General features: G+C 52.0%; 16 protein-coding genes and 1 tRNA gene. 10 read left to right on the top strand and 7 right to left on the bottom strand.

The genetic code is table 11. The features are described from left to right. Window positions 1–6: 6 nt before the first annotated feature. The 6 genes from tssH to H9644_RS20935 all read left to right on the top strand — a co-directional run bounded on the left by tssH (window position 7) and on the right by H9644_RS20935 (window position 10,387). Window positions 7–2,787 (top strand): type VI secretion system ATPase TssH, encoded by a 2,781-nt coding sequence (tssH, locus tag H9644_RS20960; RefSeq protein ID WP_191776430.1) that lies wholly within the window; start codon window positions 7–9, stop codon window positions 2,785–2,787. Next, window positions 2,784–3,527 (top strand): type VI secretion system-associated protein VasI, encoded by a 744-nt coding sequence (vasI, locus tag H9644_RS20955; protein WP_191776427.1) that lies wholly within the window; start codon window positions 2,784–2,786, stop codon window positions 3,525–3,527. Before tssH ends, vasI begins: the two co-directional genes overlap by 4 nt. Window positions 3,528–3,531: 4 nt before the next feature. Continuing rightward, window positions 3,532–4,974 (top strand): type VI secretion system protein TssA, encoded by a 1,443-nt coding sequence (gene tssA / locus H9644_RS20950; protein WP_191776422.1) that lies wholly within the window; start codon window positions 3,532–3,534, stop codon window positions 4,972–4,974. Window positions 4,975–5,053: 79 nt separating this feature from the next. Beyond that, window positions 5,054–8,521: a type VI secretion system membrane subunit TssM gene (tssM, locus tag H9644_RS20945; protein ID WP_191776419.1), complete on the top strand. Its 3,468-nt coding sequence runs from the start codon at window positions 5,054–5,056 to the stop codon at window positions 8,519–8,521. Between the two features lie 10 nt (window positions 8,522–8,531). Next, window positions 8,532–9,890, top strand: coding sequence for a VasL domain-containing protein (locus H9644_RS20940; protein WP_191776415.1), 1,359 nt, complete (start codon window positions 8,532–8,534; stop codon window positions 9,888–9,890). A gap of 17 nt (window positions 9,891–9,907) precedes the next feature. Continuing rightward, window positions 9,908–10,387 (top strand): Hcp family type VI secretion system effector, encoded by a 480-nt coding sequence (locus H9644_RS20935; RefSeq protein ID WP_064530352.1) that lies wholly within the window; start codon window positions 9,908–9,910, stop codon window positions 10,385–10,387. Window positions 10,388–10,730: 343 nt separating this feature from the next. Here H9644_RS20935 and H9644_RS20930 read toward each other — a convergent pair whose 3' ends face one another. The 3 genes from H9644_RS20930 to dnaQ all read right to left on the bottom strand — a co-directional run bounded on the left by H9644_RS20930 (window position 10,731) and on the right by dnaQ (window position 12,787). Further along, a complete protein-coding gene (locus H9644_RS20930) occupies window positions 10,731–11,516 on the bottom strand; it encodes a hypothetical protein (protein ID WP_064530353.1) in 786 nt (261 codons plus the stop codon). A gap of 330 nt (window positions 11,517–11,846) precedes the next feature. Further along, window positions 11,847–11,923, bottom strand: a tRNA-Asp gene (locus H9644_RS20925). Window positions 11,924–12,055: 132 nt separating this feature from the next. Beyond that, a complete protein-coding gene (dnaQ, locus tag H9644_RS20920; protein ID WP_010379295.1) occupies window positions 12,056–12,787 on the bottom strand; it encodes a DNA polymerase III subunit epsilon in 732 nt (243 codons plus the stop codon). A 64-nt stretch (window positions 12,788–12,851) separates the two neighbouring features. On the opposite strand from dnaQ, the gene rnhA reads away from it, so the two are divergent. After that, complete coding sequence (gene rnhA / locus H9644_RS20915; RefSeq protein ID WP_000917882.1) at window positions 12,852–13,319, top strand: ribonuclease HI; 468 nt, start codon at window positions 12,852–12,854, stop codon at window positions 13,317–13,319. Here the strand turns inward: rnhA and H9644_RS20910 are convergent. Further along, window positions 13,316–14,038 (bottom strand): class I SAM-dependent methyltransferase, encoded by a 723-nt coding sequence (locus H9644_RS20910; protein WP_064530354.1) that lies wholly within the window; start codon window positions 14,036–14,038, stop codon window positions 13,316–13,318. The genes rnhA and H9644_RS20910 overlap by 4 nt on opposite strands. Before the next feature lie 33 nt (window positions 14,039–14,071). On the opposite strand from H9644_RS20910, the gene gloB reads away from it, so the two are divergent. Then, entirely contained in the window at window positions 14,072–14,827 is a 756-nt protein-coding gene (gloB, locus tag H9644_RS20905) for a hydroxyacylglutathione hydrolase (RefSeq protein WP_064530355.1), read from the top strand. 71 nt (window positions 14,828–14,898) lie between these two features. Continuing rightward, a complete protein-coding gene (gene mltD, locus H9644_RS20900) occupies window positions 14,899–16,257 on the top strand; it encodes a murein transglycosylase D (protein ID WP_064530356.1) in 1,359 nt (452 codons plus the stop codon). A gap of 47 nt (window positions 16,258–16,304) precedes the next feature. Here the strand turns inward: mltD and H9644_RS20895 are convergent, their stop codons facing one another. Together H9644_RS20895 and H9644_RS20890 are read right to left on the bottom strand one after the other, a co-directional pair. Continuing rightward, a complete protein-coding gene (locus tag H9644_RS20895) occupies window positions 16,305–17,075 on the bottom strand; it encodes a class I SAM-dependent methyltransferase (protein ID WP_064530357.1) in 771 nt (256 codons plus the stop codon). Between the two features lie 77 nt (window positions 17,076–17,152). After that, complete coding sequence (locus tag H9644_RS20890) at window positions 17,153–17,953, bottom strand: endonuclease/exonuclease/phosphatase family protein (protein ID WP_064530358.1); 801 nt, start codon at window positions 17,951–17,953, stop codon at window positions 17,153–17,155. Window positions 17,954–18,192: 239 nt separating this feature from the next. Between H9644_RS20890 and yafC the strand changes: the two genes are divergently transcribed. After that, entirely contained in the window at window positions 18,193–19,107 is a 915-nt protein-coding gene (gene yafC, locus H9644_RS20885; RefSeq protein ID WP_064530359.1) for a DNA-binding transcriptional regulator YafC, read from the top strand. Here yafC and dkgB read toward each other — a convergent pair. After that, complete coding sequence (dkgB, locus tag H9644_RS20880; protein WP_064530360.1) at window positions 19,104–19,907, bottom strand: 2,5-didehydrogluconate reductase DkgB; 804 nt, start codon at window positions 19,905–19,907, stop codon at window positions 19,104–19,106. The two genes, yafC and dkgB, sit on opposite strands and share 4 nt — an antisense overlap. Between the last annotated feature and the right edge of the window lie 238 nt (window positions 19,908–20,145).

Here is a 20,145-nt window from a genome sequence, read left to right as displayed (position 1 = left end):
CATCTTATGATCCAGATTGATTTAACCACGCTGGTAAAGCGGCTTAACCCCTTTGCAAAACAGGCGCTGGAAATGGCTGCCTCGGAGTGTATGAGCCAACAGGACAGTGAGATCACCGTTGTCCATGTCCTGTTGCAGATGCTGGCTATCCCGCGCAACGACTTAAGGGTGATTGCCGAACGCGCAGGTATCAGCGCAGAGGATCTACGCCAGGCACTGACCGTGGAGAGTTACCCCGGAGGACGCTCCGCCGAAGGCTATCCCAGTTTTTCCCCCATGCTGGTCGAATGGCTGAAGGAGTCGTGGCTGCTGGCCTCGGCCCAGATGCAGCACAGCGAACTGCGTGGTGGCGTGCTGCTGCTGGCCCTGCTGCACTCACCATTACGCTACATTCCCCCCGCCGCAGCCCGTCAGCTGACCGCCATTAACCGCGACCAGTTACAGCAGGATTTCGCCTCATGGACAAAAGAATCCGCCGAATCCGTGGATATGGCTGGCGGGCAAGCGCCCCGCGCAACGAAAACCGGCGACTGCGGGCTTGCCCGCTACACCAAAAACATGACCGAAGATGCCCGTAACGGCAGGCTCGACCCGGTACTGTGCCGCGACCACGAAATCGACCTGATGATCGATATTCTCTGCCGTCGCCGTAAAAATAACCCGGTAGTGGTGGGTGAAGCAGGCGTGGGTAAAAGCGCGCTGATTGAAGGGCTGGCGCTGCGTATTGTGGCAGGCCAGGTGCCGGACAAGCTGAAAAACACCGATATCATGACCCTTGACCTGGGCGCATTACAGGCCGGGGCATCAGTGAAAGGTGAGTTTGAAAAACGCTTCAAGGGACTGATGGAAGAGGTCATTTCCTCCCCGGTGCCGGTCATTCTGTTTATCGACGAAGCGCATACCCTGATTGGCGCGGGCAACCAGCAGGGCGGGCTGGATATCTCCAACCTGCTCAAACCGGCGCTGGCGCGTGGCGAACTGAAAACCATCGCGGCCACCACCTGGAGCGAGTACAAAAAATACTTCGAGAAAGATGCCGCCCTGTCGCGCCGCTTCCAGTTGGTAAAGGTCAGCGAACCCAACGCCGCCGAAGCCACCATTATTCTGCGTGGTCTGTCTGCGGTCTATGAACAGTCTCACGGCGTGCTGATTGACGATGATGCCTTACAGGCCGCCGCGACACTGAGCGAACGTTATCTCTCCGGGCGTCAGTTGCCGGACAAAGCCATTGATGTGCTGGATACTGCCTGCGCCCGCGTGGCCATTAATCTTTCATCGCCGCCGAAGCAAATCTCGGCGCTGACCACCCTGAGCCACCAGCAGGAAGCGGAAATTCGCCAGCTTGAGCGCGAACTTCGTATCGGGCTGCGTACCGACACCTCACGGATGACCGAGGTGCTGGTGCAGTACGATGAAACGCTGACGGCACTGGATGAACTGGAAGCCGCCTGGCATCAGCAGCAGGCGCTGGTGCAGGAGATTATTGCGCTGCGCCAGGGGCTGCTGGCAGAGGCGGAGGCTGAAAGTCCGTTACCTGACGCAGATACTGCGGCGGATACCCCGGCAGAACAGGATAACGCCGATGCCCCGCTGTCAGACGCGGAAAGTCCGTTATCTGACGCTGATGCCGCGCCGGAAGAAACGTCCGCAGCCGCAGAGCCGGAAATCCCCCCCGCAGCGCGCCTGGCACAGCTCACCACCGAACTCGACACACTGCATCACACGCAGCTGCTGGTCTCCCCGCACGTCGATAAAAAACAGATTGCGGCGGTGATTGCCGAATGGACCGGTGTACCGCTTAACCGCCTGTCGCAGAATGAAATGTCGGTCATCACCGACCTGCCGAAGTGGCTCGGCGACACCATCAAAGGCCAGGACCTGGCGATTGCCAGCCTGCACAAACACCTGCTGACCGCTCGCGCCGACCTGCGCCGTCCGGGACGCCCGCTTGGTGCATTCCTGCTGGCTGGCCCCAGCGGCGTGGGTAAAACCGAAACCGTCCTGCAACTGGCGAAACTGCTGTATGGCGGTCGCCAGTACCTGACAACCATCAATATGTCAGAGTTTCAGGAGAAACACACGGTTTCGCGGCTGATTGGCTCCCCTCCGGGCTACGTCGGCTACGGCGAAGGCGGCGTGCTGACCGAAGCCATTCGTCAAAAACCGTACTCAGTGGTGCTGCTCGACGAAGTGGAAAAAGCGCACCCGGATGTGCTCAACCTGTTCTACCAGGCATTTGACAAGGGCGAGATGGCAGACGGCGAAGGCCGCCTGATTGACTGTAAAAACATCGTCTTCTTCCTGACCTCCAACCTTGGCTACCAGGTGATTGTCGAACACACCGATGACCCGGAAACCATGCAGGAAGCCCTGTATCCGGTGCTGGCGGACTTCTTTAAACCTGCCCTGCTGGCGCGTATGGAAGTGGTGCCGTACCTGCCGCTGTCGAAAGAAACGCTTGCCACCATCATTGCCGGGAAACTGGCCCGCCTTGATAACGTGCTGCGCAGTCGCTTTAGCGCGGAAGTGAATATAGAACCGGGAGTGACGGACGAAATTATGAGCCGCGTCACCCGCGCAGAAAACGGCGCGAGGATGCTGGAATCGGTCATCGATGGCGACATGCTGCCGCCGCTCTCGCTACTGCTGTTACAGAAAATGGCGGCCAACACGGCGATTGCCCGTATCCGGCTGTCGGCGGTGGACGGCGCGTTCACGGCAGACGTGGAAAATGCCCTGCCCAATGATGCCGTGACACCACAGACAGAAGATGAAACGGTTTTATGAGCAGGTTGCGCGTTTTCCGGCAGACTGGATTGTTTATAGCGGGCCTGGCGGCAGTACTGCCAGCCGGTGCCACATCCGCAGAAACATCGTCAGTGGCCGGTGCGGCAGTGGCTGTTGCCACCGCGACACCGCCGGATGCGACGGCCACGTTACAGGCCATGCAGTCCTGTCGCCGTGAGACGGCGGCGCTGGAGCGACTTGACTGTTATGACCGCATTCTTGCGCCGGAACAGCATAGCTTTGGCAACGCCGCGCTGGTCAAAGCAAGCTTTGTGGGCGAAGCCTGGACCCGCGCTACTGAGCAGGAAAAACGCCGCCAGGGCAACACCACAGAGCTGCTGGTGACGCAAGTGCCGGGTGAACGCCCGACGGTGGTGATAACCACCCCGGCTATCGGCCATGTTCCGCCGCGCCCGGTACTGATGTTCAGCTGCGTGGATAATATCACCCGGATGCAGGTGGCGCTGATGAATCCGCTGGATGCACACGATATCACCGTCACTCTAAATGCCGACAGCCAGGCATTGCGCAGCCACTGGTTTGTGCGCGAGAACGGCGTCCTGCTGGAATCCAGCCGGGGACTATCCGGGATTGATGAAATTAAGCACCTGTTCGGCGCAAAAACGCTGACGGTAGATACTGGCGCAGACAACGCCGCCGGAAAGCTGACCTTTAACATTGACGGGCTGGCACGGGTTATTGCGCCGCTACGCGACGCGTGCCACTGGGCGGGAGAATAAAAATATGGCAATAGACTTACGTAATCCCGATGTATGGCTTGCACACCTGCTGGAAAACCTGCCGGAAGATAAGCTGTCCGCCGCGCTTGATGATGGCCATGCTGACTGGGAGTTTATCGACAGCGAAATCGTCAAGCTCGGTTCGCTGGCTCACAGCCAACTCGATATCCCCGAACTTCAGCGCCGGGGCCTGATGCTTCTGGCCTCAGAAACCAAAGATTTTCGCCTGCTGGCCCACCTACTGCGTACCCTGCAACATGCCGGGGATATTCTGCTGGCCTCCAGAATGCTGGCACAATATACAGAACACTACTGGACATGCGCCGCGCCGCAGAACATGCCCCACAAAAAGCGCTTTGCCGCCCAGGTGATAAAACGCTTTGAGTCTGCCGTTCAGGACTTTGCCGGGAATGCTGAGACAACACAGCGCGATGCTTTGCTGGGAGAGCTGGCAAAACTGGCGCAGTGCTGGCAGGCGCACAACGCCCCAGACCTGGCTAAGGTGACAGATGATTTATTTGCTCTGTTTCAGCGCGCGTTTCGTGATGTAGCGTCTGAAACACCGCCATCTGTACGAACAGCCGCCAGTGCATCGCAGGCCACGACCGGAGCTGTATCGGATATTTCACAGCACACGGTTGCCACTCAGCCTTCTGTTGCGGGTACTCCAATCCCGCAGGTCACCGTTGACAGCCACGACGATAAAGCATGGCGCGACACCTTGCTGAAGGTGGCCGCCATTCTCTGTGAGCGCCAACCGGAGTCACCGCAAGGGTACCGACTGCGACGCCATGCGCTGTGGCAGACCATCACCAGCACCCCGCAGGCAGAAAGCGATGGTCGAACCCCACTGGCTGCCTTTCCTGTCGATATGATGGATGAGTATATGGCACGGCTGAACAATGCCGACATGACACTGTGGCAGCAGGTGGAAAAAAGCCTGCTGCTGGCCCCGTACTGGCTGGACGGCCATTACCTATCAGCACAGACCGCGCTGCGCCTCGGTTATAAACAGGTGGCGGAAGCTATCCGTGATGAAGTTACCGGTTTTCTGGCCCGCCTGCCCACACTTATCAACCTGTTGTTTAACGACCGTACTCCATTTGTGTCAGAACAGACGAAACAGTGGCTGGCATCATCCGGTTCAGTCAACCAGACCGCTGCCGTTGTACATGCCGATGAAGAATTACAGGCGGCCAGGGTGTGCTTCGATGAAAAAGGGCTGGAAGCCGCACTGCGATATCTGGAAACCCTGCCGGAAGGTGATCCCCGCAACCAGTTTCACCGCCAGTTTTTCGGCGCGCAGTTACTGGAAGAGGCCGGCATGGTTCAGCTTGCACAACAGCAGTACCGGATGCTCTTCAGAACAGGATTACACATGATGCTGCCCGAATGGGAGCCATCCCTGCTGGAAGCACTGGAACAAAAATTCACGGCAGAACAGTAGAAGATAACAAGGAGTTACTGTGTTCAGATTTCCGACATCCCGACTGTTCAGCACGCTGAGATCGGCTCTCAGGCCAGCGATGCCGCGGTTTAAAGTTTCCGCCGCCTGGCTACTGGCTCTGGCATGGGTTTTTCTGCTGGTGTGGATCTGGTGGCAAGGCCCGAAATGGACGCTCTATGAGCAGCACTGGCTGGTGCCTCTAACAAACCGTTGGCTGGCGACTGCCGTCTGGGGGCTTATCGCTCTGATCTGGCTCACCTGGCGGGTTATGAAGCGTCTACAAAAGCTGGAAAAACAACAGAAACAACAGCGCGAGGAAGAAAAAGATCCACTAACGGTGGAACTCCACCACCAGCAACAATATCTGGATCACTGGCTGCTGCGCCTGCGTCGCCATCTGGATAACCGCCGCTATCTGTGGCAATTGCCGTGGTATATGGTCATTGGTCCAGCCAGCAGCGGCAAAAGCACTCTGCTGCGCGAGGGTTTTCCGTCTGACATTATTTACACGCCGGAAAGTATCCGGGGAGTGGAATACCACCCGCTGATCACACCGCGTGTGGGCAACCAGGCGGTGATTTTCGATGTAGACGGCGTACTAACCTCTCCCGGCGGTGATGATCTGCTCCACCGCCGCCTGCGCGAACACTGGTTGGGCTGGCTGATGCAGGCGCGCGCGCGCCAGCCGCTCAACGGTCTGATCCTGGCCATCGATCTTCCCGATCTGCTGACGGCGGATAAACCCCGCCGCGAAGTACTGGTACAAAATCTGCGTCAGCAACTTCAGGAGATCCGCCAGTGCCTGCACTGCCGACTGCCCGTTTATGTGGTACTGACCCGGCTGGATCTACTGACCGGCTTTGCCGCGCTGTTCCATTCGCTGGATAAAAAAGACCGCGATGCGATCCTCGGCGTTACGTTTACCCGCCGCGCCCATGAAAACGATGACTGGCGCAGCGAGCTGAGCGCCTTCTGGCAGACATGGGGGCAACAGATGAACCTGGCCCTGTCAGACCTGATGCTCGTGCAGACCGGTTCTGCACTGCGCAGCGCCGTGTTCAGCTTCTCCCGTCAGATGCAGGGAACGGGAGAAATCGTCACCGCATTACTTGCCGCACTGCTGGACGGTGAGAACATGGACGTAATGCTGCGCGGCGTCTGGCTCACGTCCTCGCTACAGCGCGGCCAGGTGGATGATATTTTCACGCAGTCTGCCGCCCGCCAGTACGGGCTGGGCAACAGCTCGCTGGCGACCTGGCCTCTGGTGGAGACGACGCCGTATTTCACCCGCCGCCTCTTCCCTGAAGTCCTGCTGGCCGAGCCAAACCTGGCGGGTGAAAACAGTGTCTGGCTGAACAGCTCCCGCCGCAGGTTGGGCGGCTTTTCAGCCTGTGGCGCAGCGCTGGCCGCATTGCTGGTCGGTGGCTGGCATCATTATTACAACCAGAACTGGCAGTCCGGCATTAACGTACTCACACAGGCTAAAGCCTTTATGGACGTACATCCCCCACAGGGAACGGATGAATTCGGCAATCTGCAACTGCCGCTACTTAATCCGGTACGCGATGCCACCCTCGCCTACGGAGATTACCGCGATCACGGTTTTCTGGCGGATATGGGATTGTACCAGGGCGTCCGCGTAGGGCCGTATGTGGAGCAAACCTACATTCAGCTTCTTGAGCAGCGTTATCTTCCCTCGTTAATGAACGGCCTGATTCGGGATCTGAATAATGCCCCACCAGGGAGCGAAGAAAAGCTCTCCGTGTTGCGTGTACTGCGAATGATGGAAGACAAAAGTGGGCGCAATAACGAGGTGGTGAAACAGTACATGGCGCGGCGCTGGAGCAATGAATTTCACGGTCAGCGTGATATTCAGGCGCAACTAATGGCGCATTTAGACTACGCGCTGGAGCATACCGACTGGCACGCACAGCGCCAGAGCGGCGACAGCGAGGCTATCAGCCGCTGGACGCCCTATGGCAAACCGGTCATTAATGCGCAACATGAACTGAGCAAACTGCCCATATACCAGCGTGTCTACCAGACCTTGCGCACCAAAGCATTAAGCGTGTTGCCCGCCGATTTGAATTTGCGCGACCAGGTTGGCCCCACCTTCGACAAAGTTTTCGTCGCTGGTAATGATGAAAAACTGGTGATCCCACAATTTCTTACCCGCTATGGCCTGCAAAGCTATTTTGTCAAACAGCGTGAGGGCCTCGTTGAGCTGACCGCGCTGGATTCGTGGGTGCTGAACCTGACGCAAAGCGTCGCCTACAGCGAGGCCGATCGTGAAGAGATCCAGCGCCATATCACCGAACAGTACATCAGTGACTATATCGCCACCTGGCGTGCCGGAATGGATAACCTCAACGTGCGTGATTATGAGGCCATGCCGAAGCTAACCGACGCGCTGGAGCAGATTATCAGCGGTGATCAACCGTTCCAGCGTGCGCTGACGGCGCTGCGCGATAATACTCACGCGCTGACGCTCTCCGGAAAACTGGATGATAAGGAGCGGGAGGCGGCGATAAATGAGCTGGATTACCGCCTCTTGTCCCGGCTGGGGCATGAGTTCGCATCGGAAAACAGCGCACTGGAGGAGCAAAAGGACAAGGCGAGTACGCTACAGGCCGTGTACCAGCAATTGACCGATCTGCACCGTTACCTGCTGGCGATCCAGAACGCGCCGGTGCCGGGAAAATCGGCGCTGAAAGCAGTACAACTGCGGCTGGATCAAAACAACAGCGATCCGATCTTCGCCACCCGCCAGATGGCGAAAACCCTGCCTGCGCCGCTTAACCGCTGGGTGGGCAAGCTGGCGGATCAGGCCTGGCATGTGGTGATGGTGGAAGCCGTTCATTACATGGAAGTGGACTGGCGCGACAATGTAGTGAAACCCTTCAACGAACAGCTTGCCGACAATTATCCGTTTAATCCACGCGCCCCACAGGATGCCTCACTGGATGCGTTTGAGCGTTTCTTTAAACCGGATGGCATTCTGGACGCCTTCTACAAAGACAACCTGCGCCTGTTCCTGGAAAACGATCTGGCCTTTGGCGAGGACGGCAGAGTGTTGATCCGTGAAGATATCCGGCAACAACTGGATACCGCGCAGAAAATCCGCGACATCTTCTTCAGCCAGCAGAACGGGCTGGGCGCACAGTTTGCCGTGGAAACCGTATCGCTTTCCGGCAATAAACGGCGCAGCGTTCTGAACCTGGACGGCCAGTTAGTGGACTACAGCCAGGGACGCAACTACACCGCCCATCTGGTCTGGCCGAACAACATGCGCGAAGGCAATGAAAGCAAGCTGACGCTGATTGGCACCAGCGGCGGAGCACCGCGCAGTATCGCTTTCAGTGGACCGTGGGCGCAGTTCCGCCTGTTCGGCGCGGGCCAGTTGACCAACGTGACCAGTGACACCTTTAACGTGCGCTTTAACGTGGACGGCGGCGCGATGGTTTACCGGGTGCATGTGGATACCGAAGATAACCCGTTCACCGGCGGTCTGTTCAGCCAGTTCCGTTTACCGGATACGTTGTATTAAGGGGATAGTGATGAGCAACAACGCACTGACACAAACTATCGTTACCGGCAGCGATCCGCGTGCCCTGCCGGAGTTCAGCGCCATCCGCGAAGAAATTAACAAGGCTAACCACCCGTCACAGCCGGAGCTGAACTGGAAACTGGTGGAATCGCTGGCGCTGTCGATTTTTAAGGCCAACGGGGTGGATTTGCATACCGCCACCTACTATACGCTGGCGCGTACCCGTAATCAGGGACTGGCAGGGTTCTGTGAAGGAGCGGAACTGCTGGCGGCGATGATCAACCACGAATGGGATAAATTCTGGCCGCAGGGTGGCCCGGCGCGAACTGAGATGCTGGACTGGTTCAACACCCGCACCGGCAATATCCTGCGTCAACAGGTGTCTTTTTCCGAAGACGATCTGCCGTTGCTCTACCGCACGGAACGGGCTTTGCAGCTTATCTGCGACAAGCTCCAGCAGGTGGAACTGAAGCGCCAGCCGCGCGTGGAAAACCTGCTTTATTTTGTGCAGAACACACGCAAGCGGTTTGAACCGCAGCCCGGAAATCATACCTATAGGGCGGCGCAGACAAGGGTCAGAACGCTGGTCTATGCGCCGGAAAGCACAGACTCCGCGACAGTGGAAGCCATGCCTCCCCTTCCCGACCTGCCGAAAATGCGAGTAGAAGTGCGCGGTGTGGCAGATAACGCCGACAACGCCAGACAGGGCGGCATGGTAAAAGGTTTTGTTGCCGGTGCCGCCACTACTGCCGTTCTCGCCGCAGCGCTGTGGTGGTGGCAGGCGTCCCCAATGCAGCAGCAGCTTGCGCAGGTCAGGGATACTGCACAGGGAGCCGCCACAGTCTGGCTGACCTCACCGACAATAAAGGATTATGAACTTTACCTGCAACGGCTTCTGAATGCCCCACCACTACAGCCGCTAGAAACCGGAATGCAGATGATGCACACCGCAGACTCCCTCTGGCCGGAAAGCCTACAACAGCAGGAAGCCAGCCGAACGTGGAGTAACACGCTGAGAAACCGGGCGCAAGCCAGTCCGCAGATGAAGGGCTGGCAACAAGCGCGGAAGAATTTGCGGGACTTTGCGGATCTGATGATGAAGAAGGAGACGGAGAAACAGGGATTCACCCTCTCATATATCAAAACGGTGACCTGGCAGGCAGAACGGTTACTTAATCAGGAAACACCGCTGGAATACATTCTGACGCAGTACCAGGAGACTCGTGCACTGGGTCAGGACACACAGGTGCTGGAAAAAGAGATCCACGAACGGCTGGACGGGCTGTTAAGCCGCTGGCTGCTGCTGAAAAATACCGGACAGGATATGGCATCGGATAACAGAACCGGGCCAGTCCCTCCGACTCATTGAGGTTAAGGAGAATAACAATGGCAAATCCCGTCTATCTGACACTAAACGGAGAACTTCAGGGTCTGATATCGTCCGGATGTTCATCTATGCCGTCCATCGGTAACAAAGCCCAAATTGCACATCAGGATCAAATCATGGTGACCTCATTGTTGCATGGTCTGAGCCGCGCGCAGAACGTCAACCATCAGGAGCTGACCATCACGAAACCGGTGGACAAATCCTCCCCCTTGCTGGGAAAGGCCATTTCAGAAAATGAATGCCTGACCTGTGATTTTGTATTCTACCGCACCAACCGCTTTGGTATTAATGAACCGTACTACAAGCTGAAACTGACTAACGCCCGGATCTCAAACATCGGTCTTACCGTTCCCCACACCATTACCGACAGCCCTGGGCAGCCGGAAGAGTCTGTATCATTTACGTATGAGAGTATCAACTGGGAGCACAGTGTCGCCGGAACCAGTGCATACAGCCTTTGGAGTGAACGGATTTTCTAAGTTGCCAGGGGAGTCTTTCATCTGCATTATTGATATATCTTTAAAAGACAGCTTAATATTATAGGATAAAATGATAAAGTACGGTTAATCACGAATAAAAATTCTTGATTAACCGTACCGGCTGTTTTTATAGATTTATATGATGTATTTTTGACAGTTCAACCGAAAACTCGATCCTCAGCTTATATATTGAGAAGGCAATAAATAACTTTAAAACGGCTTCTTACTACTACTGAAGAAAAATATATATGTTAAATCAATTAACAGACTTGCTCCAGACTGTAGAATAGAAAAAATACCCCTTCTTGCTAAGTACCATTAAAACGTCTGGTATTAAACCTGACTACTGATAGCGATTCACCAGATCTTTAACCACTGCTGCGTACGTTTTCTGCTTAAGTTGCGAAACCTGCTGTTCTGCCACATCAAGGCTGCCAGAATTTTTATTCCCTATCTGCGGAAAAATCACTTTCGATTCATAATTCACCGGCGACCAGGTAGCCCACTCACCTGTAGCCACATCCACCAACGTGAAGCGCACCAAATAACGCAGTGACATCGTATCAGTCAATTTTTGATTTTTATAATCTGACCAAACTATTGATTTCAATCCAGAGTCATATTTTCCTGTCTGCAGCGTATCCTGGTAAACAATAATCGCTTTCTGATGGCCTTTTGCCGCAACAAAACGCAGTGCCTGCATCCAGTTCATATTTTCAGCATCTGCAACATTCTGGTTTTCGTCTTTGTTTTTGTCTTTATTACAAGTTACAGGCTTTTGCCTGTCAGGAATGCCAGAAAATGTGGCAACTGTATAATATTTTCTCATCTCCTCCTGCATGATGGTTTCCGGTGCACGGCTACCTGATTGAACAAGAATTACAGGTGAATTAAGAGGAACGCGAAACTCCTCTCCCTCAAGGGCAGCCTGGATGTCCTCCTCGGAAACAGCCAGAGTGGTTTCATTACCAAACAGGTCTTTGTCTGTCAGTTGTTGGGGAGCGTTTTTATTAATATTACTTTGTGTAGCTGGGGCTTTTTTTTTCTTTGCATCAATAGGAGATTCAGAGGAACATCCCGAGAGAAGCGAGAACAATAAGCATATGCAACAAGTCGTTTTTGAATTCATAATCGGACAATCCCTCGCCTGTCATAATAATTATAATGTTTAGCACTGATAACGAGTTCTAATTATATACTCTACTTGAATCAGAACAAACCAAAATAATGATAAACATAAATTCATTAAATCAATATAAAAATAAAATTCATAATGTATGAATATATTTAAATTGGATAATTATAATAATGTTGAATAATTACAAATGGACTATAATACGCGGTTAACGCATTTATATCAGAGTAACATTATTGAATGAAGAAATGGCAGAATTTAAATATAAAAAAACCTCAAAATTAAAAATTTTGAGGTTCTCTGACTCATTTTCATGAGTGAATTTGGCGGAACGGACGGGACTCGAACCCGCGACCCCCTGCGTGACAGGCAGGTATTCTAACCGACTGAACTACCGCTCCGCGTTGTGTTCCGTTGGGAACGAGGCGAATATTACGGATTGCCTCGTCCTTCGTCAACGGTTTTTCTCTTCTTTTGAATCGTTTGCTGCAAAAATCGCCCAACCTGCTATTTTTAGCGCCTTAAACGGTTAATTAGGCCCGCCAAAGGCAGCTTCCGCCTTTCTTCTGCACCAGATCGAGACGGGCTTCATGCGCGGCAAGCTCTTCATCTGTCGCAAAAACAACGCGTAACTTACTTGCCTGGCGCACTATACGCTGAATTGTTGCTTCACCTTGTTGCTGCTGTGTCTCTCCTTCCATCGCAAAAGCCATCGACGTTTGACCACCTGTCATCGCCAGATAAACTTCAGCAAGGATCTGGGCATCGAGTAATGCCCCGTGCAGCGTACGTTTACTGTTATCTATTTCGTAGCGAGCGCATAACGCATCGAGGCTGTTGCGCTTGCCGGGAAACATTTTCCTCGCTACCGCAAGGCTATCGGTGACTTTACAGAAGGTATTGGTCTTCGGAATATCCCGCTTGAGCAGAGAAAACTCATAGTCCATAAAGCCGATATCGAACGCGGCGTTATGGATCACCAGCTCCGCGCCACGGATATAATCCATAAATTCATCAGCCACATCGGCAAACGTGGGCTTATCAAGTAAAAACTCATCGGCAATACCGTGTACGCCAAAGGCTTCTGGATCCACCAGCCGATCGGGCTTCAGATAAACGTGGAAGTTATTGCCCGTCAGACGACGGTTCACCACTTCCACGGCACCAATCTCAATGATCTTGTGGCCTTCATAGTGCGCGCCAATCTGGTTCATACCTGTGGTTTCGGTATCGAGAACGATCTGGCGTGTAATTGCAGTGCTCATAGCGGTCATTTATGTCAGACTTGTCATTTTACAGTTCGATTCAATTACAGGAAGTCTACCAGAGATGCTTAAACAGGTAGAAATTTTCACCGATGGTTCGTGTCTGGGTAATCCAGGACCGGGAGGTTACGGTGCTATTTTACGCTATCGTGGACGCGAAAAAACGTTTAGCGCTGGCTACACCCGTACCACCAACAACCGTATGGAGTTGATGGCCGCTATTGTCGCGCTGGAAGCGTTAAAAGAACACTGTGAAGTCATTCTGAGTACCGACAGCCAGTACGTTCGCCAGGGGATCACCCAGTGGATCCATAACTGGAAAAAACGTGGCTGGAAAACAGCAGATAAAAAACCAGTAAAAAATGTTGATCTCTGGCAACGTCTTGATGCAGCACTGGGGCAGCATCAAATCAAATGGGAATGGGTAAAAGGTCATGCCGGGCATCCAGAAAACGAACGCTGTGATGAACTGGCACGTGCTGCGGCAATGAATCCCACGCTAGAAGATACAGGTTATCAAGCAGAAGTTTAAGCCTGTGGTTTACGAAATTGCCGGGTGGCGCCGACCGCCTGGCGAATTCGCGGTTTGTTTTTGCTCTGTTTTATCGGGTTGAGAGTTAAAGGAATAGTCCGTTTCCGGGCAACGATAAGTTGTAAGCAACCAAGCGCAGGAATATGCGCGCTCAATAGTTTTCCACCATGTTTGTTCCACGGGAGAACGTGGAAACGGCTGGCGTGTAGCACTTCAAAATTCAACAAAGAGAGCCAGTCCAGTTGCCGCATAAGGGTAAACATCCGGCTGTTATAGGGCGATGTTTTTCGCAATACCGGCACAAGTTTGCGTAATCCCATTAAACTGATGGGATTGAAGCCGCTAATTACCAGCCAGCCATCATCAATCAATACCCGATCGGCTTCACGCAATAAACGATGCGGATCGGTGCACCATGGCAACGTATGTGCCAGTAAACAAACATCGACGGATTTATCAGCAAAAGGAAGATGAAGCGGATCTGCCTGCACCTGGACGGGTGTTCCTTGCGCAGAAACATTCACTTGATGAGAAACCGCGCACGCTTCGCAATTGATTTCTGCGCTTAAATTGCCAATCTTAAGCAGATGAAAACCATACATTTTCGTGAACCATGGGTTGAGCTGGCGCTCCAGCGCCTTGCGATAAAGCTCTCCCCAGGGCAAATCGCCCCAGCAATCAGGAGCCACGACTGTTTGAGGGTTCCTTGCCGGTTTCATCACAACCTTCCGTTTCACACTGAGAGGTAATCTATGAATCTTAACAGTATTTCCGCCTTTGATGACAATTACATCTGGGTTTTGACTGATGAAGCAGGCCGTTGCCTGATTGTCGATCCTGGAGAAGCGGAGCCGGTAGTCAAGGCCATTGCTGCCAACAACTGGCAACCGGAGGCAATATTTCTCACACACCATCATCACGATCACGTTGGCGGCGTGAAAGAACTGGTGGAAAAGTTTCCGCAAATTGTGGTCTACGGTCCACAAGAGACACAAGATAAGGGAACAACGCAGGTAGTCAAAGATGGCGATACCGCCTTCGTTTTGGGGCATGAATTTAGTGTAATTGCTACACCAGGTCACACTTTAGGACATATCTGTTACTTCAGTAATCCTTATCTATTTTGCGGTGATACTCTTTTTTCTGGTGGCTGCGGGCGTTTATTTGAAGGCACAGCTTCTCAAATGTATCAATCACTTAAAAAATTAAGTGCTCTACCTGACGATACCCTGGTATGTTGTGCTCATGAATATACTTTATCAAATATGAAGTTTGCCTTGAGTATTCTTCCGCACGATTTGTCCATAAATGATTATTATCGTAAAGTTATTGAGTTACGGGCAAAAAATCAAATAACACTCCCCGTAATTCTGAAAAATGAGCGGAAAATTAATGTTTTTTTAAGAACAGAAGATATTGATTTGATTAATGTAATTAATAAAGAAACATTATTGCAACAACCTGAGGAGCGTTTTGCCTGGTTAAGGTCAAAGAAAGATAGATTCTGATAAAACTTTCTTGTCATCGGCTTCGTTCGCCGTTATGATCGGTCGTCTTTTAAGCAACTATTGACACACACATGAAGGCAAAAGCGATATTACTCGCCTCTGTCCTGCTCGTGGGTTGCCAGAGTACCGGTAACGTCCAACAGCACGCACAGAGCCTTTCTGCAGCTGGTCAAGGGGAAGCAGCAAAGTTTACAAGTCAGGCACGATGGATGGACGATGGGACGTCTATCGCGCCAGATGGTGACTTGTGGGCTTTCATAGGCGACGAGCTAAAGATGGGAATTCCGGAAAACGACCGGATTCGCGAACAGAAACAGAAATATTTACGCAATAAGAGCTATCTCCACGATGTAACTTTACGGGCAGAGCCGTATATGTACTGGATAGCCGGGCAAGTTAAAAAACGTAACATGCCTATGGAACTGGTACTACTACCCATAGTGGAGAGCGCTTTTGATCCTCACGCGACGTCTGGCGCCAATGCCGCAGGCATTTGGCAGATCATTCCGAGTACGGGGCGCAATTATGGTTTGAAACAGACCCGCAATTATGACGCGCGTCGCGATGTTGTTGCTTCAACAACTGCCGCGCTGAACATGATGCAGCGTCTGAACAAGATGTTTGACGGCGACTGGCTTCTGACCGTAGCGGCTTATAACAGCGGCGAAGGTCGAGTCATGAAGGCAATTAAAACGAACAAAGCACGTGGAAAATCCACGGACTTCTGGTCGTTACCGTTGCCGCAGGAAACGAAGCAGTACGTGCCTAAAATGCTGGCATTGAGCGATATTCTCAAAAACAGCAAACGTTATGGCGTACGTCTGCCAACGACCGATGAAAGCCGTGCTCTGGCGCGTGTACACCTAAGTAGCCCGGTTGATATGGCGAAGGTTGCAGATATGGCGGGAATTTCCGTCAGCAAGCTGAAGACATTCAACGCTGGCGTGAAAGGCTCCACGCTGGGCGCAAGTGGTCCACAGTACGTGATGGTGCCAAAGAAGCATGCAGATCAACTGCGTGAATCTCTGGCTTCCGGCGAAATTGCTGCTGTACAGTCGACACTGGTTGCCGACAATACGCCGCTTAACAGTCGTGTTTACACTGTGCGCTCTGGCGACACGCTTTCAAGCATCGCTTCACGCCTCGGCGTAAGCACAAAGAATTTGCAGCAGTGGAACAATCTGCGCGGTTCTAAGCTGAAACCAGGCCAAAGCCTGACGATTGGTGCAGGTAGTAGTGCACAGCGACTGGCAAACAACAGTGACAGCATTACGTATCGTGTGCGCAAAGGTGATTCGCTTTCAAGCATTGCTAAACGCCACGGCGTAAACATCAAAGATGTAATGCGCTGGAATAGTGATACTGCGAATCTGCAACCAGGCGATAAGCTGACGTTGTTTGTGAAAAACAACAACATGCCAGACTCCTGACAAACCAGATAACAAAAAGGCACCGATTCCCCCGGTGCCTTTTTTATTTATGCCGCTTTATGTGCTTCCACCATGATGATATCACTGGTGAAAGAGCCATCTTGCTGCAAGGAAAAATACGTTTTCACCTCAGTCGATGCGCTCTGTTGGTAAACGCGAATAGCGTCCACTAACACTTCTGGCGTGCGCATTCTCGCGACCCATGAAGAAAATTCCAGCGGTAATTTATCCGTAATTAAATTACCAACAACCAAATTGGCTTCATTAATTAACGTCAACCACTCACCACTGGCGTAGTTACGCACATGCGATATATCGCGTAACGCCTCTACCGTCTGTAACCAGATATCGCGTACCGGATGCCCTGGCGACATGACATCCATCACAATCAGCAGACCACCAGGCTTCAATACCCGATTAACTTCTCGCAGCGCTGCACCAACATCATGCCAGTGATGGGCAGAATAACGACTGATAACAATATCAAAGGAGTTTTCGGCAAATGGCAGACTTTCGGCATACCCCTGACGGGTGGTGATATTTTTCAGTTGTCGGGCTTCGGCAGCCTGTACAACGACATCCAGCATTTGGGCAGATAAGTCATACGCCACCACCGCTTTCACGTTTTGCGCAGCGACAAAGCTGGCATGCCCTGCTCCACAACCCATATCGAGTACACTCGCATCAGGATAATCAGCCAGACGCACCGCCAGGCGCTGTAAATCTCGCCCGGAAGCATGTACGGTACTGGTCAGATATTCGCTGGCTTGAGAACTAAACTGCTTTTCTACGTGGTTATGGTGGGATTTTGTTGCCATTGCGCTGTCCTTTTGTTGTTTGAGTATAAAAGGGCAGTGCCAAACGTTGGTCTGCCCTGTGGCAGACCTGACATACCTTATTTATCAGGCTTGCCGGGACTGAATTCAACGAGTAGCGGATTGTGGTCAGAAGCGCGCGTCACCAGTACAGAAGCTTCGCTGACGTTCAAACCACGGTAGAAAACAAAATCAAGCGGTCGGCCAAATGCCCGTCGACGCTGATCATCAGTAAAACGCACCTGGCGCAGCGACATTTCCCGCGCAAAGCGATATAGCGCGTTCATCCTTCTACGGCTCCAGGCATTGAAATCTCCCGCCATAATGACTGGGCCGCTGTGATGGGCAATCTGATCGCCAATAGGAAGTAACTGCTTACTGTAAACATCTACGCCCAGACTAAAATTGACGGCGTGAATATTGACGACCATCAACAGGCGGGTATCAGGTAAAGGGTAGACCGTCACCAGCGCGGATTTCGCGAGACGTAAAATAGGTTCACGTTCACGTAATGGACAGCAATAAATGGGATGCGCCGCCGAAAGGGTCATTACACCGGAAGGATGCTGCGGCAGCACGAAAGCGGGTACCTGATCGGCAGCAAGATAGTTAGCAGTCGCAAACTCTACTAACTCTGGCGTTGTTTGCGCTTCCTGTAATAAAACCAGATGTGCATCTTTGCCGTAGTTTTTCAGTACAGACAACCATTCAGCACGTTGCTGTTTGTATATGTTCCACACCAGGATCCGAATACGCTCTTCGGTACTTAACGGTTCTCCGGGCGGTAATGCCTGGCCAATGCTCGCAAAAGACCCCGGCGGTAAAATCCTTTCCGCAGGTTGTCCGGCAACATAGCGCATGGCATAGGTGTTTTTTCGCACTTTTGACTTTGAAACCTCTATTACGTCACCCCTTCCGCATTCAGGAGGGTTCTACTGTTATAGGGATTTTAACTCACTCTTTCAACGAGCAATTGTAGATTGTTATGTAAGCAAGTACTTACGCCGGACTGAATTTTACTCTTTATTGAGCTCATTAAATCGGATGACATATCACCTACCCGAATGGTTTAATAACAAATAAATCCACAATCTCTCTTATATTTGCGACAGAGGCAAAAATGAAAGCTACGTCGGAAGAACTCGCTATTTTTGTTTCGGTTGTCGAAAGCGGAAGCTTTAGCCGGGCAGCCGAACAATTAGGGCAAGCGAACTCAGCGGTAAGCCGGGCAGTAAAGAAGCTGGAAATGAAACTCGGCGTAAGCTTGCTTAATCGCACCACGCGACAACTTAGCCTGACGGAAGAAGGCGAGCGTTATTTTCGTCGCGTGCAGTTGATTTTGCAGGAGATGGCTGCGGCTGAATCAGAAATTATGGAGACGCGTAATACGCCGCGCGGACTGTTACGGATCGATGCTGCAACTCCCGTGGTGCTGCACTTTCTAATGCCGTTAATTAAGCCATTTCGTGAACGGTATCCGGAGGTGACTTTGTCGTTAGTCTCCTCTGAGACGATTATTAATTTGATTGAAAGAAAAGTGGACGTCGCGATTCGCGCCGGTACGTTAACAGATTCCAGTTTACGTGCCAGGCCATTGTTTAACAGTTATCGAAAAATTATCGCCTCCCCTGATTATATTGCCCGCTATGGCAAGCCAGAAACTATTGACGATTTAAAGCAACATGTTTGCCTGGGATTCACTGAACCCGCTTCCCTCAATACCTGGCCTATAGCCTGTAGTGATGGGCAATTACATGAAGTGCAGTACGGTTTGTCATCCAATAGTGGAGAAACGCTGAAACAGCTTTGCCTGAGTGGCAATGGAATTGCGTGTTTGTCCGACTATATGATCGACAGAGAAATTGCTCGTGGTGAACTGGTGGAGTTAATGGCAGATAAAGTACTGCCGGTAGAAATGCCCTTTAGCGCCGTCTATTACAGCGACCGTGCAGTAAGTACGCGCATCCGGGCCTTTATCGATTTCCTTAGCGAGCATGTAAAAACAGCTCCCGGAGGAGCTGTCAGAGAGGCTTAATCCCATTCAGGAGCCAGCCCTTCCGGACTTACCAGGCGGTCGTTGCAATCCAGTGCGGCGATCGCTTTTTTATCTTCGGCATCAAGCTGTAAATTAACTGCCTGCAGGTTGCTCGCCAGGTTTTCACGTTTGGTAGAAGATGGAATCACCGAGTAACCTTCCCCCATAGCCCACGACAGGATCACTTGTGCCGGGGTCGCATTGTGTTTTGCTGCTATGCGAGCAATAACTTCATCTTTCAGGGCTTTACCATATGCCAGCGTCATATAGGAAGTAATATGAATGCCGTGCTGTTTGGCCCAGTCCACCACTTTACGGTTTTGCAGATAAGGAGAGAGTTCAATTTGGTTGGTGGCGATGTTTTCAACACCAACAGCAGCAATCGCTTTTTCCATCAATGGGATCGTGAAGTTGGAAATACCGATCTCACGCGTCAGCCCTTGTTTTTTCGCATCCAGCAGCGCCTGCATAAACTCTTCGACTGATACCGCATCATTTGGTGACGGCCAGTGGATCAGTGTCAGATCAACATAATCGGTACGCAGCTTTTGCAGGCTCTCTTTCAGGCTTGGGATCAGTTTGTCTTTACTGAGGTTTTCAATCCAGATTTTAGTGGTGATGTAGAGTTCATTACGTGGCACGCCGCTTTCTGTAATCGCCTGACCTACTGCCGCTTCGTTATCATAGATTTGTGCGGTATCAATTGTACGATAGCCAAGTTCTAGCGCCGTTTTCACAGATGAAATAACAACGTCGTCTTTAAGACGGAAAGTACCTAAACCAAATGCAGGGATAGCCATAATATGCCTCTTTTAATGCTATGTTCGTTAACTGAGATGATTATGGGCTTCAGACTGTTGCGGAAAAAGAGCGTAAAACGCAGAGGATTTTTGCGATTTTAGCAAAAATAGAAATACAGACTAAAAAAAACCTCGAGCGTTAACTCGAGGCTTCTTAATAAGTGGCGGAACGGACGGGACTCGAACCCGCGACCCCCTGCGTGACAGGCAGGTATTCTAACCGACTGAACTACCGCTC

The organism is Escherichia whittamii (genome assembly GCF_014836715.1).
Taxonomy (GTDB): domain Bacteria; phylum Pseudomonadota; class Gammaproteobacteria; order Enterobacterales; family Enterobacteriaceae; genus Escherichia; species Escherichia whittamii.
Note: the sequence above shows the minus strand (reverse complement) of the source record. Positions and strands in the feature narration are given on the sequence as shown.

What these genes read in the sequence shown, in the direction of transcription:
- tssH (WP_191776430.1), top strand. Translation starts at nt 7, where the DNA reads ATGATCCAGATTGATTTAACCACGCTGGTAAAGCGGCTTAACCCCTTT.
- vasI (WP_191776427.1), top strand. Translation starts at nt 2,784, where the DNA reads ATGAGCAGGTTGCGCGTTTTCCGGCAGACTGGATTGTTTATAGCGGGC.
- tssA (WP_191776422.1), top strand. Translation starts at nt 3,532, where the DNA reads ATGGCAATAGACTTACGTAATCCCGATGTATGGCTTGCACACCTGCTG.
- tssM (WP_191776419.1), top strand. Translation starts at nt 5,054, where the DNA reads ATGCCGCGGTTTAAAGTTTCCGCCGCCTGGCTACTGGCTCTGGCATGG.
- H9644_RS20940 (WP_191776415.1), top strand. Translation starts at nt 8,532, where the DNA reads ATGAGCAACAACGCACTGACACAAACTATCGTTACCGGCAGCGATCCG.
- H9644_RS20935 (WP_064530352.1), top strand. Translation starts at nt 9,908, where the DNA reads ATGGCAAATCCCGTCTATCTGACACTAAACGGAGAACTTCAGGGTCTG.
- H9644_RS20930 (WP_064530353.1), bottom strand. Translation starts at nt 11,516, where the DNA reads ATGAATTCAAAAACGACTTGTTGCATATGCTTATTGTTCTCGCTTCTC.
- dnaQ (WP_010379295.1), bottom strand. Translation starts at nt 12,787, where the DNA reads ATGAGCACTGCAATTACACGCCAGATCGTTCTCGATACCGAAACCACA.
- rnhA (WP_000917882.1), top strand. Translation starts at nt 12,852, where the DNA reads ATGCTTAAACAGGTAGAAATTTTCACCGATGGTTCGTGTCTGGGTAAT.
- H9644_RS20910 (WP_064530354.1), bottom strand. Translation starts at nt 14,038, where the DNA reads ATGAAACCGGCAAGGAACCCTCAAACAGTCGTGGCTCCTGATTGCTGG.
- gloB (WP_064530355.1), top strand. Translation starts at nt 14,072, where the DNA reads ATGAATCTTAACAGTATTTCCGCCTTTGATGACAATTACATCTGGGTT.
- mltD (WP_064530356.1), top strand. Translation starts at nt 14,899, where the DNA reads ATGAAGGCAAAAGCGATATTACTCGCCTCTGTCCTGCTCGTGGGTTGC.
- H9644_RS20895 (WP_064530357.1), bottom strand. Translation starts at nt 17,075, where the DNA reads ATGGCAACAAAATCCCACCATAACCACGTAGAAAAGCAGTTTAGTTCT.
- yafC (WP_064530359.1), top strand. Translation starts at nt 18,193, where the DNA reads ATGAAAGCTACGTCGGAAGAACTCGCTATTTTTGTTTCGGTTGTCGAA.
- dkgB (WP_064530360.1), bottom strand. Translation starts at nt 19,907, where the DNA reads ATGGCTATCCCTGCATTTGGTTTAGGTACTTTCCGTCTTAAAGACGAC.